We start from the raw sequence: 16,818 nt of genomic DNA, 5'->3' as shown, positions 1-16,818 counted from the left end.
GCGGGGCGCCGGCTCCCCCTTCGTCGATCAGGGAATGGGACGGTCGGTGGGCAGGTTGACGAAGCTCGGCGCCGCGGGGTCGAGACGAACGTGCTGGGGCTCGAGGCCGCTGGCGTTCAGCATCGGCCGGAACGGCAATGCCTTGGGCGCGTTACCCGCGAAGACGTCGATGCGCAGCCGGTGTCCCGGCGCCAGCACCGCCTGGGTCGGGATGACGGCCACATCGATGTCGGTGGGTGCGCCGGGGACCACCGGCAGCAGCCGGTCGACGGTGAGGGGGTTGAAGGGCGCGGTGAAGTCGCCGTTGATCGAGCGCGCGCTGCGCCGTTCGTCGACGGCGCGCATCGACGAGGTGAGCTGGCCGGTGGTGAGCACCGTCGAGGTCCCGTCGGGTGCCACGTCGTTGACGGTGACGTTCCAGAACCCGTCGGTGGCGTCGTGGATCGTGTTGAGCCGCACGTTGATCGGGCCCGAGATCACCGTCTGTTCGGTCAGCGGGGCGCTGGTGAAGGTGAGTCCGTTGCGTTCGGCGATGCGGGAGTCCTTCGCGCAGGTGTCGAACGCGGCCGCCATACCCGCCGAGCCCTGTGCCGCGTCGCGCGAGCAGACCTGATTCAAACCCGGTGCGACGGTGAGTGTTTCGGTAGCGGTAGGCCCGGTGGCGCTGAGCGATCCGTCGTGCAGACTGTCCTCGGTGCTGCCGCTGGGGGCGGCGGAGAGATAGACGCGGCGATGCGTGACGCCGGGCTGCGGGAACTCGCGCAGCGTCACCCAGCTGCCACCTTGCTGTTTCACCGTGACCGGCCCGAATCCCTCGATGCCGCTGTCGATGTCCTTGAGCCACTTGTCGAACCAGGCCCGCTGCAGAACGTCCAGGCGCGGGGGCGCGCCGGGAACTCCGGTGCCCGCACCGGGATTGGCGTGATAGGTGTCGCCGACGACGAGCTGCTTGCGCCCGGCGGGCAGCGGGATCTGTTCGTAGAGCTTGGTCGCACTGTTGGCGAAGATGTCGTGCCAGCCGCCGTAGACGAAGGTGGGCACCGTGACGTTCTCCGGGTGGCCCATGATCGCCTCGCGGAACGCCGAGGTGTCGTCGAGCGCGCCGTCGAGCGCGGGGGGCATGTTCGACAGCGAGGGGGTGAGCAGCGACTGGGCGAGCAGGTCGAAGTTGGTGGTCGGGTCGGCGAGGCGATCCTTGAACCAGGTCCAGTCGAAACTGCCGTCGACCATCGAGGCCACGTCGGGGACGAGTTTGAGCTGGTTGACCGAGTTCAGCCACAGCGGCAGGAAGGTGGTGCCGACGCCGCCACCGGGAGCGACCACGTCGCGCATGAGGTCACTGCCGGGCTCGACCGGGAAGATCGCCTGCAACGCGGGCGGGGCGTTCTCGGCGGCCCGCAGCTGGTTGATTCCGGAGTAGGAGCCGCCGCTCATCCCGATGCGCCCGTTCGACCACGGCTGCGTGGCCGCCCAGTCGATCACCTCGCGGGTGTCGAGTTGTTCGCGCGCACCGAGGGTGTCCCATTTGCCCTGCGATAGACCGGTTCCGCGCACATCGGCCACGATCACGGTATAGCCGGCGCTGACGAGTTTGCGGTCGACGCCGAGCATGGTCTGGATCATGCCGCCGTCCAGTGCCTGCATCAGGTCGCCGAAACCGCTGATCGGGGTGGTGGACAGGTTCAGCCTGCGCACGATGTCGACGGCGGTGGACTGCAGGCCCGGGATCGCGGCGGCCGATTCGATCAGCCCGGTCATGAGTTTCGAATACGGCGTCAGGCTGACGATCACCGGAAGCGGCTTCTGCTCGATCACGCCCGCGGCGTCGGCCGGGCGGTAGACGTCGGCTTTGAGGACCACGCCGTCGCTCATCGCGATCTGGACCCCGCGCTCCACCCGCACCTCGGGATAGGCGCCAGGGCCGTCGTGCTGGGCGGTCCACCGCGCGGTCGGCGCGTCCGGCGGCTGTCCACCGGCGGGACCACCGCCGCAGCCGAGCACGACGACCACCGCGAGGACCGTCACCAGAATCCGGACGAACCCGCGTTCCGAACCTCTACCCACCATGTATCGCTCCCGACCGGTTCGTTTCCGACGTTGACCAAGCCACCGCACGATCGGCGCGGAAACTGTAACAGGGGTAACGAGTTTGCCGGGCGAGCGTCGGCCCGCTCGGACTGTCGCAGTGAAGACACGTTGTTCCAGTTCAGCGTGGTTGCGGCTCCGCGTTCATGTCGGTGGCTGGTGGTTGACTGACCCATGCCGGTGCGGTTGGGACCGGCCTTCATCCATCGCCGAGGAGGACGTTCGACAATGCCGACACGCTACGAAGCTTGGCCGCAGGGGACTCCCTGCTGGATCGACTGTCAGGTCGACGACACCACCGCCGCCCGCGACTTCTACCGGACGCTGTTCGGTTGGGAGGTCCAGGACGGTCCCGCCGAAGCCGGCGGCTATCTCATGGCCACACTCGACGGCCGACCGGCGGCGGGCATCGGTCCGAAACCGGAGGGCATGGGCGAGATGCCATCGGTGTGGACCACCTACTTCGCGGCCGAACGCGCCGACGAGATCGCCGAACGGGTGAGCAAATCGGGCGGACAGGTGTTCATGCCGCCGTTCGATGTCCTCGACGTCGGGCGGATGTTCATCGCCGCCGACCCGGCAGGCGGGGTCTTCGGCGTATGGGAAGCCAAGGCCCACCACGGTGCCGGCGTGTTCAACCAGCACGGCGCCTATTGCTGGAACGAACTGCACACCCCCGCCTACGACCAGGCACACCAGTTCTACAACACGGTATTCGGCTGGCAGTACAACGAGATCGGCGACGGGGAAACCTTCACCTACTCCACCTTCGCGCTGCCCGGTGACAGCCACGAGATCGGCGGCATGATGGACGCCTCAGCGCTGAGTACCCCGCCCTACTGGCTCACCTGGATCCAGGTCGACGACGCCGACGGCTCGCTGGCCGTGGCCACCGAACTGGGAGCTTCGGTGATCATGGGCCCCGACGACAGCCCGTTCGGCCGGATGGGCATTCTGCAAGCGCCCCAGGGCGAGGTGTTCGGCGTGATCGATCCGGCCAAGGCGGTCGGCGAGGTGCCCACCGGGTCCTGACCCCGTCACGGTGTGACGATGGCGAAGTTCGGGTCCGGCTTGTCGATCAGTCCGGGCAGCTTCGCCAGTGCGGTGGCATCGCCGTCGAGGGCGATGTCACCGCTCGCGACACCCTTGCGCAGGTCGGCGCCGCCGACCAGGGTGGCGATCAGGGTCTGACGGGTGAGAGTGATCGTCGCGTCGGGCGCGGGCAGCGCGTCACCGGGGAATCGGTCGTAGTGCACCAGCACGCCGTTGCGCAGTTCGACGCGGTGAACGCGGTTGTCCTCGTTGCTGATCCGCCAGTCGGTGCTCATCCGGACATCCCAGGCCTTCGGACCGTCGATCCGCAGCGACACCGCGTCGAACACCTGCTCCACGCTCAGCGCTGCGGCCATCGCCGCGGAGTCGGCCGTGGTCGGCGTGCCGAAGGAACCGTTGCGCAGTTCGTGGGCACCACTGAGATAGAAGTTGCGCCAGGTGGCGTTCTCCGCGCCGTAGGCGAGCTGTTCGAAAGCACTGGCCTGCAAGTCTTTTGCCGTCTTGTTGGTAGGGTCGGCGAAGATCACGTAGTTCACGACTTGGACGACCCAGCGGTAGTCGGCGGCGTCGTAGGCCTTCTGCGCCGTCCGCAGAGCCGCGTCGGCGCCGCCCATCGCGTCGACGTGGCGGCGCGCGTTCTCCACCGGCGGGTGTTCCCACAGGTGCGCGGGGTTGCCGTCGAACCAGCCCATATACCGCTGGTACACGGCCTTGACGTTGTGGCTCACCGAGCCGTAGTAGCCGTGCGTGGACCACGACGCGGTCAGCGCGGGCGGCATCCGCAGCATTTCGGCGATCTCGGCGCCGACGTAGCCCTGATTCAGCAGTCGCAGCGTCTGATCGTTGAGGTAGCCGTACATGTCGCGCTGTAGCGACAGGAACTCCACGATCCGATCGGTACCCCAGATCGGCCAGTGGTGCGAGGAGAACACCAGCTCGGACCGGCGGCCGTAGCGGTTGATCGAATCGGTGAGGTATTTCGACCAGACATGCGGGTCGCGCACCAGCGCGCCGCGCAGGGTGACGATGTTGTGCATGGTGTGGGTGGCGTTCTCGGCCATGCACAGGACGCGGCGATCGGGGAAGTAGAAGTTCATCTCCGACGGCGCCTCGGTGCCCGGCGTCAGCTGGAAGACCATCCGCACGCCGTCGACGGTCTCCTCCTGGTCGGTGCGGGTGACATGCACGGTGGGCGGGATCAGGCCGATCGTGCCGACCGAAGTGGTCTGTCCGAGACCGGATCCCACCTGACCTTTCGGACCGCGCGGCAGGGCGGCGCCGTACATGTAGGCGGCGCGGCGGGCCATCGCCGTACCGGTGTAGATGTTCTCGGCGACGGCGTGCTCCATGAATCCCGACGGCGCGATCACCGGGCAGCGACCGGCGGCGACGTCCTGCGGGGTGATGACGCCGTAGCTGCCACCGAAGTGATCGACATGGGAGTGGGAGTAGATCAGGCCGGTGACCGGCCGGTCACCGCGATGCTTGCGATAGAGCGTGAGCCCGGCCGCCGCGGTCTCCGCCGAGACCAGTGGATCGATGACGACCACGCCGGTCTCGCCTTCGATCAACGTCATGTTCGACAGGTCGAGGCCACGGATCTGGTAGAAGCCCGGCGCGATCTCGTAGAGGCCCTGCTTGACGGTGAGCTGGGACTGCCGCCACAGGCTCGGGTTCACCGATTGCGGACAGGAACCGGCGAGGAAGTCGTAGGAGTCGGTGTCCCACACCACTTTCCCCGACGGATCGGTCACCGTGCCCGGCTCGAGGGAGGCGATCCAGCCGCGGTCGGCGTCGGCGAAGTCGGCGGTATCGCCGAAGGGCAAGGTGTCGGCCAGCGCGCGGTTGGCATCCAGGATGGCCTGGGTCGGCTCGGTCTGGGTGCTCGACGGGGTGACTCCGGCCGGTCGGTCACCACATCCGGTGACGGTCGCGCCGACCGCCACCGCCGCAGCCGCGCCGACTCCGACACCCAGCATCCCGCGCCGCGACAGCTCGCCCCGGCCCCTGTGTGCAGTGCTCACCGTTACTCCTTCGTTCCACGACCGTCCGACCCGGACGACTATTGCAGACTAACTGCAATATCTGTGTTACTTCTGAGCAATCGCCGTACCGGGCAGCGCGGCCAGCTGAATATCGAGCAGCAACCGGTCCTCGGGGTCGGTCATATCGATGCCGAGGATGGCCTCCACTCGTCGCAGCCTGTAGCGCAGCGTGTTCGGATGCACGCGCAACGCAACCGCGGCGGCGCGCACCTCACCGTGCGCCCGCAGATAGGCCTGAACCGATACCCGCAGGTCAGCGGCGTGCGTTCGATCGTAGGCGTCGAGATCGGCCAGGCGCGGATCGTGCAGGCGCGGGCGCTCGCGGATCAGCTCCATGATCTCGGCCAGCAGCACCGCGGTCCTGGCATCGGCCAGCGTGGCGACCCGGCCACCCGTGGGGTCGGCGACCGGGCTGTCCAGCACCCGGTCGACCTCGGCGCGCGCCCCCGCGACCGCGGTGAGCCCGGCGACCGGTGCGGCGATCGCGGCCCGCACGATCAGTTCGCGCGTGTGCTCGAGCTGGGTAACCAGCTTGCGCACCCACGAGCCGACGCCGCGCTCGGAATGGTAGGCCGGCAACAGCACATAGACCCGCTCGCCGATCGACTCGGTCACCGAATCGTCGCGGAAAGCGCTGGCGTGCAACCGGATCAAGCCACTCGACGCGGCCAGTCCCGCGGCCGGGCCGATCGGCGCGAAACCGATCACCGCGGCGGGACCGGTCGTCGGCAGGTTCAGCGCGGCGGCGACCGAGGGCACGTCGACGCCGTCACCGTGCGCGCCGAACAACCGGCGCACGAGCAGTGCCTCGGTCGACGGCGCGTCCAGCCGCCGCGCGATGATCCTGGCCGCCACCGCCGACGCGCCGCGCAACACCTGTGCCGCGTCGGGTCGCAGCGGCCCCGCGCCCTGCTGCAACCAGATGGTCCCGAGCATTCTGGCTTGCGCGCCGTCGGCGCCTCGCCGGATGCCGACGACGAGTCGGCGGCGGATATCGAGCTCGGGATGTTCGGGGACGTCGACGACCTCGTCACCGCGCCGCACCCGGTCGAACACGCCCCATTCCCGCAGGATCCGCAGGTAGTCGCTCGGGCCTTCCCGGCCGAGGATGGACTGGATGCGCAGCTGATCGGCCGAGGCGTCCGAGGCCGAGTAGGCCAGGACGTGCGATTGGGGGTCCTCGATCGAGACCATGCCGCCGGTTTCCCTGGCCAGCACCTGGGCCAGCCCGAACAGGTCGGTGTCGGGGGCGAGCAGGTCGTGCTCATCGGAGGCGGCGCGCTGACCGGGTGAACGGGCCAGCATCCGCCGGATCAGGGAGAACACCTGGTCCCAGCGCGCCTGCTGGTGCACGTGCACCAGCGCGACGCCCGCGGTGTGGGCGGCGGCGCGCACCGCGGGCGAGTCGTTGGCGCTCTTGGTCATGAGCACGCGTGGCCGCTGCGCGGGGTCGCGGTCGCCGACTTCGCGCAACCAGCGCTCGGTCGCGTCGACGTCGACGCCGACCAGCAAGTACACCTCGGGCAGGGCGCCCTCGGCGTCGAGGTGTTCGGGCAGGTCAGCGGGCTCGGCCAACGCGACCGTTCGCACCGCGACCTCCTCGCCCGCGGGCGCGTCGACGAGGGTCGCGACGGCGTGGTCGAGCGCGGCGAGCAGCCCGCGCAGCGTGGTGGAGCCGTCGGGCATCGGGTACCTCCGGTTTGGTCGATCGGACAAAGACAAGCTCGGATATTCATCCGATCAGATGATTATGACTGCTGCCGATCGGTGTTGACTACGTCACATCCCGCTATCCCTCACGACGCAGGAGCCGCACTCATGGACGCCATCGCGACCACCCCGCCACCGATCAACGAACCTGTCGGCACCTTCGCTCCGGGCACCCCGGAACGCCACCGCCTCCAGACCGCGCTCGCCGAGTTGTCCGCCTCCCCCACCGAGATCAGCCATGTGATCGGCGGTCGCCATCTGCCCGGCGACGGCCCGTCCCACGACGTGGTCCAACCTCATCGCCACGCCGCCGTCCTCGGCACCCTGCACGACGCGAGCACCGCCGAAACCGCCGCCGCGGTCGAGGCCGCCTGTGCCGCGGCGCCCGCCTGGCAGGCGATGCCGTTCGACGATCGAGCCGCGATCTTCCTGCGTGCCGCCGACCTGCTCTCCGGGCCGTGGCGGGAGAAGATCGCAGCCGCGACGATGCTCGGGCAGTCCAAGTCCGCCTACCAGGCCGAGATCGACGCACCGTGCGAGCTGATCGACTTCTGGCGGTTCAATGTCTCGTTCGCCCGCGAGATCCTGGCCGGGCAGCCGATCTCCTCGCCGGGGGTGTGGAATCGGATGCAGTACCGCTCGCTCGAGGGGTTCGTCTACGCGGTGACACCGTTCAACTTCAGCGCGATCGCGGGCAATCTCCCCACCGCGCCCGCGCTGATGGGCAACACCGTGGTGTGGAAGCCGGCCAGGAGCCAGGCCGTGGCGGCCTATCTGACGATGCGATTGCTCGAGGCGGCCGGACTGCCGCCCGGAGTGATCAACCTGGTCAACGGGCCCGGCCCGGTGATCTCCGATGTCGTGCTGGCCGACCCACGACTGGCCGGCGTGCACTTCACCGGGTCGACGGCCACCTTCCAGCACCTGTGGCGCGAAGTCGCACAGCGTTTGGACGGCTACCGCACGTATCCGCGGCTGGTCGGCGAGACCGGCGGCAAGGACTTCGTGCTCGCGCACCCGTCGGCCGATCCGGCGGTACTCACCACCGCGCTGGTGCGCGGCGCGTTCGACTATCAGGGCCAGAAGTGCTCGGCCGCTTCGCGAGCCTTCATCCCGCGTTCGGTGTGGGCGACGATGTCGGAGGACCTGATCGAACGGACATCGAACCTGCGCTATGGCGATGTCACCGATTTCACCAATTTCGGTGGGGCGCTGATCGATCGACGCGCCTTCGACCGCAACACCGCCGCGCTCGAACGCGCCAAGGCCACACCGGGCCTGACCGTGGTGGCCGGCGGACACAGCGATGACAGTGTCGGCTGGTTCGTCGACCCCACCATCGTGGTCGGTGACGATCCGACCGACGAGGTCTTCGGCACCGAGTACTTCGGCCCGATTCTGGCGGTGCACGTCTACGACGACAGCACCCCGACCGCCTTCGCCGACGCGATGGACCTCGTCGACAGCGGCAGCCCGTACGGGCTCACCGGCTCGGTCATCGCCCAGGACCGCACCGCGATCACCGCGGCCACCGACCGGCTCACCTTCGCCGCGGGCAACTTCTACATCAACGACAAACCGTCGGGGGCGGTCGTGGGCCAGCAGCCCTTCGGCGGTGGACGCGCGTCCGGCACCAACGACAAGGCCGGTTCCCAGCAGAACCTGCTGCGCTGGACCTCCGCGCGCACGATCAAGGAGACCTTCGTTCCGCCCACCGAGCACCACTACCCCCACCAGGCACCGGAGGTCGGCTGATGTCTGCTCTGCTGCGTTCGACCATGCTCGCCGCCGCGCGGTCACCCCGACTGGAGCGCACCATCACCCAGCTGCCGATCAGCCGGGCGGTGGTCGCCCGCTTCGTGGCGGGCACCAGCACCGAGCAGGCGGTGCGGGCCACCGAATCATTGTTGCGCTCAGGACGTTTCGTCAGCATCGACTACCTGGGCGAGGACACCACCGACCTGGCCGGCGCCGAGGCGACCGTCGCGCAGTACCGGACCTTGATCGCCGCGCTCGGCGCACTCCCCCAGGCCGAGGTGGCCACGGGAGCTGTTCGGCCACTGGAGGTGTCGGTGAAACTGTCCGCGCTCGGACAGGCCGTGCCGGGCGACGGTCACGCCATCGCCCGCGAGCACGCCCGCCAGATCTGCGCCGCCGCCGAGGCCGCGGGGATCTGGGTCACCGTCGATGCCGAAGACCACGCCACTACCGATTCGACGCTGTCGATCGTGCGCGAACTCCGCGCGGACTACCCCTGGCTGGGCACGGTGTTGCAGGCGTATCTGCGCCGCACCGAGGACGATTGCCGCGCGATGGCGGGCCCGGGCTCGCGAATCAGGCTGTGCAAGGGCGCCTATGACGAACCCGAGTCGGTCGCCTTCCGTGACAAGGCCGAGGTCGACGCGTCCTATATGCGGTGCCTCGGCATCCTCACCGCGGGCGCGGGCTATCCGATGATCGCCTCGCACGACCCGGCCGTGATCACCGCGGCCGGGGTGGGCGTGCAGTCGGCGCAGCGCAAGACCGAGGAGTACGAGTACCAGATGCTGTACGGCATTCGCGCCGACGAACAGCAGCGACTCGCCGCCGCGGGCAACCATGTTCGCGTGTATGTCCCCTACGGTGACCAGTGGTACGGGTACTTCATGCGCAGGCTGGCCGAAAGGCCCGCCAACCTCGGGTTCTTTCTGCGCGCGCTGGTCGGCACGCGCGGAAGGTGACCGGCTGTGCCGAACGATCATCGCCGCTGAACATTATTCACTCTCGACGCCCGCGGTTGCGCGTGGCGGTGTACTCGGATGAGCCCACCGTGACGCGGCGGTGTGCGCCGATGGAAGGAAACGCGAATGTCTTTCGCAGAGCTGCGCACCCAGATGTTGCGCCGCAAACCATTGATCGAGGTCGAGGACGAGATCCCGAGCGACGAGCGCCTCGCCAAATCACTCGGGCTCTGGCAGCTCACCGCGATCGGCGTCGGCGGCATCATCGGCGCGGGCATCTTCACGCTGGCGGGCTCGGTCGCGCACTCGGTCACCGGTCCGGCGGTGCTGATCTCGTTCCTGATCGCCGGTGTCGCCAGTGCCGCGGCAGCGCTGTGCTACGCCGAATTCGCGGGCATGGTCCCGAAAGCGGGCTCGGCCTACACCTACGGCTACGTCTCCCTCGGTGAACTCGCCGGCTGGTTCATCGGCTGGGATCTGCTGCTCGAGTACATCGCGGTGGCGGCGGTGGTCGCGATCGGTGTGTCGGGCTATTTCGGGTTCCTGCTCGATCAGATCGGGCTGACCCTGCCGGAGTGGATGCTCGGCGCGCCCGATACCGGGGACGGCCGGGTGGTCGACCTGTTCGCGGTGCTGTTCTGTCTCGGCACCGCGTGGGTGCTCTCGCGCGGCATCGGCAGTGTGGGCCGGTTCGAGACGGTCGCGGTCGGCATCAAGGTCGCCCTGGTCGTGCTCATCGTGGTGCTCGGGGTGTTCCATATCGACAGCGCCAACTACGAGCCGTACTTCCCGTTCGGCACCGGCGCGGTGTGGACCGGTGCGGCGACGGTGTTCTTCGCCGTGTTCGGCTATGACGCGATGAGCACCGCCGCCGAGGAATCCATCGACGGTCGCAAGCACCTGCCCAAGGCGATCATCTACTCCCTGGCGATCGCGATGGTGCTCTACGTGCTGGCCACGCTCGTGCTCACCGGTATGCAGAAGTACACCGAGATCAGCCCGACCAGCGGTTTCTCCACCGCGTTCGAATCGGTCGGGATGCCGGGCGTCGCCAACATCATCGCGGTCGGCGCGATCGTCGGCATCATCACCGTGGTGCTCACCTTCATGCTCGGCGTCACCCGGGTGTGGTTCGCGATGAGCCGCGACGGGCTGCTGCCGATCTGGTTCGCCAAGACCCACCCCACCCGCAAGGTCCCGACCAGGGTCACCTGGATCGTCGGCTTCGGCGCGGCGATCCTGGCCGGCGTGCTGCCGATCAACACCGTCGCCGAGCTCACCAACATCGGCATCCTGATGGCCTTCATCGTGGTGTGCGTCTCGGTGATCGTGTTGCGGCGCACCAGGCCCGACGCTCCGCGTTCGTTCCGGTTGCCGCTGATGCCGGTGATCCCGCTGGTCGGGATCGGCTTCTCGGCCTACCTGATCTGGTCGCTGCCGTGGGAGACCTGGGTGCGCTTCCTCGGCTGGCTGGTTGTCGGTCTGATCGTGTACTTCGCCTATTCGCGCAAGCACTCGGTGATGAACCGGACCGCGCCGGAGCCGAGCAAGTAGGCCGCCAGACAACTGTGCTGTGATGGGTCGATGAGATCGGAGCAGGACGCCGCGGCGGGCGCGGGGCAGGCGCGCGCGCCGCGACGGCGGCGCGATCCCGCGAAAACGCGCGAGGCGATCATCGACGGACTGCTCGCCGCGGTGACCGCGGGCGATTTCGCACCGACCGCGCGCGAGATCGCCGCCAGAGCGGGCACCTCCGAACGCAGTGTCTTCGTGCATTTCCCCGACCGGGAAGCGTTGCTGGTGGCCGCGACGGAGCGCCAGTCCGAGATGGTCGAGGGGTGCCTGGTCGTTCCGGACCCCTCGCCTGCCCTGGCCGAGCGGATCACGGTCGCGGTCGCGCAGAGCGCCGCGATCTTCGACCTGCAGCGCGTGCCCCGGCTGCCCGGTCTGCAGGAATCTCGATCGATCGACGCGATCGACGCACGGATGCGGCGCACCGACGAACGCATCCGCGCCGTGCTGGCCGCGCTGTTCGCACCCGAACTGTCGCGCCCCGACGGCGAACTCGACGACGAGCTGCTCGATCTGGTCGACGGCGCCCTGGCCTGGCCGACGCGCCACCACCTGCAGGACCGGCGCGGACTGTCGGGCGAGCAGGCATCGGCCACGATCGAGCGTGCGGTGCGCTTGCTACTCGCTCAGCGCTGACCCGGGTACGAGCACCCGCTTGAGGATCTTGCCGGTCTCCCCGCGTGGGAGCGCGCTCAGGAACGTGACATCACGCGGGACCGAGAATCGACTCAGCCGGTTGCGGATGTAGGTCCGCACCATGTCCGAATCCAGTCCCGCACCTTCGCGTTTCACCACGAACGCGGCCAGCCGCTGACCGAACTCCCGGTCGGGGACGCCGACCACGGCGACTTCGCTGATCTGCGGCAGGTGGGCGAGTGCCTCCTCGACCGGTCGCGGGAAGACGTTCTCGCCACCGGAGATGATCATCTCGTCGTCGCGGCCCGCCACGAACAGCCGTCCCCCGGCGTCGAGATAACCGAGGTCGCCGGTATCGAGCATGCCGTCGGCCTCCTCCGGCGGCGCGGAGTTGACGTAACCGTCGAAGAGCATGTGATTGGCGACGAAGATGTGTCCGGTGGAGCCGACCGGCACCGGCCGCAGGTCGGGACCGAGCACCGCGACCCGGGTACCCAGCGGCGGGCGACCCGCTGTCGTGGGCGAAACCCGCAGGTCGTCGGGGGTGGCGACGCTGGCCCACGAGACCTCGGTCGAGCCGTACACGTTGTAGAGCACGTCACCGTAGCTGTCCAAGAATCGCAGCACGGTGGCGCCGGCCAGCGGCGCACCACAGCTGACCACGAACCGCAGGCTCGACAGGTCCAAGCCCGCACGGACCTCGTCGGGCACCTCGAGCAGACGTTCCACCATCGTCGGAACCACGATCAGCGTGGTGATCCGGTGTTCGGCGACCGCGCGCAGGCAGTCCATCGCATCGAAACCGTCCGACAACACCACCGTGGCGCGCAACGCGGTGCTCAGCTGCAACCCGGCCAGACCCCAGGTGTGGAACAGCGGCGCGGGAATGAGCATGACCTCCTCCACCCGCAGCGGGATCCGCGAGAGCAGCGCGGCGATCGTGCCGAACCCCTTGGCGTGCGGGCGGCGCGCGCCCTTGGGCGAACCGCTGGTGCCGGAGGTGAGCACGATCAGCCTGCCGGGATGGGCCGGCACCGGAAAGTCGGTGTGCGCCTGCGTGATCAGGTCGTCGATCGTGGTGCGGTCGGGATCGGGCGGACAATTGTCGGTGGTGTAGCGCGGTACCTCGCTGTGCAGGTAGCGGATCAGCGTTTCCAGCGCGCCGTCGACGAAGACGGCGCTCAGCCGGTGGCGCTGCACGATCTCCTCGATCCGCCGCCCCGACAATCCCGCGTTGAGCAGCGCCACGTCGACGCCGAGTTTGCCCGCGGCGACCATGGTTTCGACCATCCCCGCGTGGTTGCGCGCCAGCAGGCCGATGGCGTCACCCTTGCGCAGACCGATCGAGTGCATCGCGGCGGCCAGCGCGGTGGACCTGGCGTCGACCTCGGCGAAGGTGCGATGACCGCCCGCATCGATCAGCGCGAGCCGATCGGGTTCGTACGCCGCGCCCGCCGCGTAGCCACCGGCCAGGTTGAAGCCCCACTTCGACAGGGAGCGAAGCTGTCTCACGATCGACATCGGCTCGGGCCGCATCAGGCCGGTGGCCGCGATGCTGCGCGCCACCCCCGCATTGCGACGCACCATCGAGCGTTCGGCGTTGACCACCACCGAGGAACGGGTGCCCGCGATCGAGTCGGCGGTACGGCGTAGCCCCGCCTTCACCCAGTCGGTGACCAGCGAGTTGCCGCTCTGCTCGAGCAAGGGATGGATCCGCGCGGTCGCGAACAGGGTGATATCGAGGCGCGTGCGCTGCTGATCGCCACGCAAGCGGATCGCGGCGAAACTGCCGAGGACCGGGCTGCGCAGTTCGAAACTCTCGTACCAGCGGCCGATCACGAGAATGAACTCGTGCGTGCGGATACCGCCGCTCGCCGAACCGACCCGTACCTGCCAGTGGACCGCGCCGTCGGGGCGTTCCACCGGTTCGCAACTGCCGATCCCGGTGAACATGCGTGGGTAACTCTGGGGATCGAGCAGTACATCCCACAACGCTTGACGCGCGATCGTGAAATCCGCGCTGACATCGATGACGTCGTTGACCAAACTCCGTGCTCTACTTCCCGTCGGCCTGTTCGACCCAGCTGGTCGGCGGGCAAAAATGGGCGCTGCGGCCGATACCACCTCGCGGGTCGCCACGCTACCCGGCTGCGGCGCCCTGTCATCAAGAATCAGACAAAACCGGTGGTTCCGGAGCGTTTCGGCCGGATTTTGGTTTGTGCGCCACACGTGCCGACATCGCCGATGTGAAACTGTCCAATCCCTTGCACACCCTTCGAGGATGCCGAAGTATTGCTGGCAGTACCGACCCGATCTGCATGAGTCGCCGTGACACACGGCGCGACGAGCGAAGAGGTGTGGGCATGACAGCAAATTGGCCGAGTTCTCGGGATCCTTTCGACGACATCTTCCAGCGGTTCTTCGGTTCCGGAATGTCCTCGAAGCCACCGGTACAACGCATCGATCTGGGCAGGTTGATGACCGACAACGCGAAGTTGCTGGTCGGTACCGCGCGCGAGGCGGCCCAGGAATGGGGCAACCCCGAAATCACTCCCGAACACCTGCTGTACGCGGCCACCGAAGCAGAACCCGGGCGCAGCATCGTCGCCGAGCTCAGCCTGGATCCCGATCAGGTCGCCGAGCAGATGGAGGACTACCTCGACACCGGCAGGCCCAGCGAAGACGACCTCGCCGACATCACGCTCAGCCCCGCCACCAAGGTCGCGCTGCGCGCCGCCCAGCGCCAGGCGGCCCAATCCGGCAGCAGCTACATCGGCCCGGAACACATCTTGCTCGGCATCGCCTCGCTCCCCGACAGCGTCGCCGCGCAGGCGCTGGTCGCCGGGATCGCGGCCACCCAGAGCGGTGGCGTACCCGCGCCGGGAACCCCGAAGGCGACCGCGCCGTCGAAGCGGCAGCAACCGGAATCGGACACGCCCACGCTGGACGAGTACGGCCGCGATCTCACCGCCGAGGCCCGCGAGGGCCTGATCGACCCGGTTGTCGGCCGTGCGGAGGAGATCGAGCAGACCATCGAGATCCTGTCGCGGCGGCGCAAGAACAACCCGGTGCTGATCGGTGATCCCGGTGTCGGTAAGACCGCGATCGTGGAGGGGCTGGCCCAGCGCATCGTCAACGGGGACGTGCCGGTCACCCTCGCCGACCGCCGCGTCATCGCGCTCGACGTCGGCTCGCTCGTGGCCGGGAGCAAGTACCGCGGCGAATTCGAGGAGCGGCTGACCAAGATCCTCGACGAGGTCCGCGCGTACAAGGACGAGCTGATCATCTTCATCGACGAGCTGCACACCATCGTCGGCGCCGGCGGCGGTGGCGAGGGCTCGATGGACGCGGGCAACCTGCTCAAGCCCGCGCTGGCCCGCGGCGATCTGCACGTCGTCGGCGCGACAACCATCGATGAGTACCGCAAATACATCGAGAAGGACGCCGCGCTGGAACGCCGGTTCCAGCCGGTGATGGTCTCGGAGCCCTCGGTGGAGGACACCATCGAAATCCTGCGCGGGCTGGCCGACGTGTACGAGGAGCACCATCAGGTGCGCTACTCCGACGAGTCGCTGGTCGCGGCCGCGCAGCTGTCGGATCGCTACATCACCGACCGGTTCATGCCCGACAAGGCGATCGATCTGATCGACCAGGCGGGCGCCCGGGTCCGGCTCCGTTCGGGCACCCCCGACCCGGCGGTGAAGGCCAGGGACGAGGCGATCGCGCGGCTGTACCGGGAGAAGGACGCCGCGGTCGACAACGAGGACTACGAGAAGGCCAAGGCTCTCAAGGCCGACATCGCCGCCGCCGAGGAGGAGCTGGAGGAGTCCGGTGCGACGTCCTCGGAGCCGATCGTCGATGTCGTCGACATCGCCGAGGTGATCTCCAAGCGCACCGGTATTCCGGTGGCCGATCTGACCGCCGAGGAGAAGCAGCGCCTGCTCCAGCTCGAAGACGTCCTGCACAAGCGGGTGATCGGGCAGAACGAGGCGATCGTGGCGATCGCCGAGGCGGTGCGCAGAGCGAGGGCCGGACTCAAGGACCCGAACCGGCCGATCGGGTCGTTCCTGTTCCTCGGCCCCACCGGTGTCGGCAAGACCGAGCTCGCCAAGGCCCTCGCGGAAGCGGTCTTCGGCGACGAGGATCGCCTGATCCGGTTCGACATGAGCGAGTTCCAGGAGAAGCACACGGTCTCGCGGCTGGTCGGCGCCCCGCCCGGATACGTCGGCTACGACGATGCCGCGCAGCTCACCGACAAGGTGCGGCGTCAGCCGTATTCGGTGATTCTGTTCGACGAGGTCGAGAAGGCGCATCCCGATGTGTTCAATGTGCTGCTGCAATTGCTCGACGACGGGCGCGTCACCGATTCCAAGGGCCGCACAGTCGATTTCAAGAACACGATCGTGATCATGACGTCCAACATCGGGTCGCACGTAATCCTCGAGGCACCACCCGGCGACCTCGACTCGATCGTGCCGCAGCTCGAAGAGCTACTGCGCCAGCACTTCCGGCCCGAGTTCCTCAACCGGATCGACGAGCAGATCGTGTTCCATCGCCTGGACAAGGAGCAGCTGGAACAGATCGTCGAACTGATCCTGGATCGCACCCGGCGCATGCTCGCCGCCCAGGACATCGAACTCGAGATCAGTCAGTCCGCGGTGGACTGGTTGGGCGAGCGCGGTTTCCAGCCCGAGTTCGGTGCGCGGCCGTTGCGTCGCACCGTGCAGAAGGAGCTCGACAACCGGGTCTCGCGACTGCTCCTCGACGGCGGTCTCGACCCCGGCGGCACGGTGAAGGTCGACACCGCCGACGACGCCCTGGTCGTCACGGCGGTGAACCCGGCAGGTTCGCCCGACACCAATGGTTCGGCGCCCGCGTCCGCGACGAAGAAGGCGGCGAAGAAACCCGCCAAGAAGGCCGCGAGCAAGAAGGGTGACGACAAGAAGCTCGCGTCGAAGTAGCGAAACGACAACACTGTGGCCCGGTTCGTACGAACC

10 protein-coding genes are annotated in these 16,818 nt (G+C 68.2%); 6 read left to right on the top strand and 4 right to left on the bottom strand.

The features are described 5' to 3' along the window. Positions 1-27: 27 nt before the first annotated feature. On the bottom strand, positions 28-2,067 hold the full coding sequence (locus tag ACFULV_RS16945) for a CocE/NonD family hydrolase (protein ID WP_378657577.1): 2,040 nt from the start codon (positions 2,065-2,067) through the stop codon (positions 28-30). Positions 2,068-2,313: 246 nt separating this feature from the next. Between ACFULV_RS16945 and ACFULV_RS16940 the strand changes: the two genes are divergently transcribed. Next, the gene (locus ACFULV_RS16940; protein WP_378657574.1) at positions 2,314-3,117 is read left to right on the top strand and encodes a VOC family protein; all 804 of its coding nucleotides are present in this window, start codon (positions 2,314-2,316) and stop codon (positions 3,115-3,117) included. Positions 3,118-3,122: 5 nt separating this feature from the next. Here the strand turns inward: ACFULV_RS16940 and ACFULV_RS16935 are convergent, their stop codons facing one another. Together ACFULV_RS16935 and ACFULV_RS16930 are read right to left on the bottom strand one after the other, a co-directional pair. After that, complete coding sequence (locus tag ACFULV_RS16935; protein ID WP_378657892.1) at positions 3,123-5,117, bottom strand: alkyl/aryl-sulfatase; 1,995 nt, start codon at positions 5,115-5,117, stop codon at positions 3,123-3,125. A 111-nt stretch (positions 5,118-5,228) separates the two neighbouring features. After that, positions 5,229-6,869 carry a PucR family transcriptional regulator gene (locus tag ACFULV_RS16930; protein WP_378657571.1) on the bottom strand — a complete coding sequence of 547 codons (1,641 nt, stop codon included), beginning with the start codon at positions 6,867-6,869 and terminating at the stop codon, positions 5,229-5,231. A gap of 132 nt (positions 6,870-7,001) precedes the next feature. Between ACFULV_RS16930 and pruA the strand changes: the two genes are divergently transcribed. From pruA to ACFULV_RS16910, 4 genes are all read left to right on the top strand, one after another. Continuing rightward, the gene (pruA, locus tag ACFULV_RS16925) at positions 7,002-8,648 is read left to right on the top strand and encodes an L-glutamate gamma-semialdehyde dehydrogenase (protein WP_378657569.1); all 1,647 of its coding nucleotides are present in this window, start codon (positions 7,002-7,004) and stop codon (positions 8,646-8,648) included. Beyond that, on the top strand, positions 8,648-9,613 hold the full coding sequence (locus tag ACFULV_RS16920) for a proline dehydrogenase family protein (RefSeq protein ID WP_378657566.1): 966 nt from the start codon (positions 8,648-8,650) through the stop codon (positions 9,611-9,613). The genes pruA and ACFULV_RS16920 overlap by 1 nt, the downstream gene beginning before the upstream one ends. 126 nt (positions 9,614-9,739) lie before the next feature. Then, positions 9,740-11,167, top strand: a complete 1,428-nt coding sequence (locus ACFULV_RS16915; RefSeq protein WP_378631056.1) for an amino acid permease — start codon at positions 9,740-9,742, stop codon at positions 11,165-11,167. 30 nt (positions 11,168-11,197) lie between these two features. Continuing rightward, on the top strand, positions 11,198-11,821 hold the full coding sequence (locus ACFULV_RS16910; RefSeq protein ID WP_378631054.1) for a TetR/AcrR family transcriptional regulator: 624 nt from the start codon (positions 11,198-11,200) through the stop codon (positions 11,819-11,821). Here ACFULV_RS16910 and ACFULV_RS16905 read toward each other — a convergent pair. Continuing rightward, positions 11,804-13,867, bottom strand: a complete 2,064-nt coding sequence (locus ACFULV_RS16905; RefSeq protein WP_378657564.1) for an AMP-binding protein — start codon at positions 13,865-13,867, stop codon at positions 11,804-11,806. The genes ACFULV_RS16910 and ACFULV_RS16905 overlap by 18 nt on opposite strands. Positions 13,868-14,184: 317 nt before the next feature. Here ACFULV_RS16905 and ACFULV_RS16900 point away from each other — a divergent pair, with 317 nt between their 5' ends. Then, complete coding sequence (locus ACFULV_RS16900) at positions 14,185-16,782, top strand: ATP-dependent Clp protease ATP-binding subunit (protein WP_378657561.1); 2,598 nt, start codon at positions 14,185-14,187, stop codon at positions 16,780-16,782. The last annotated feature ends 36 nt before the right edge of the window (positions 16,783-16,818 follow it).

The organism is Nocardia sp. NPDC057272, from assembly GCF_042668615.1.
Lineage (GTDB): Bacteria > Actinomycetota > Actinomycetes > Mycobacteriales > Mycobacteriaceae > Nocardia.
The sequence above is the reverse complement of the archived record's forward strand: the minus strand, read 5'-3'. Positions and strand labels throughout refer to the sequence as shown.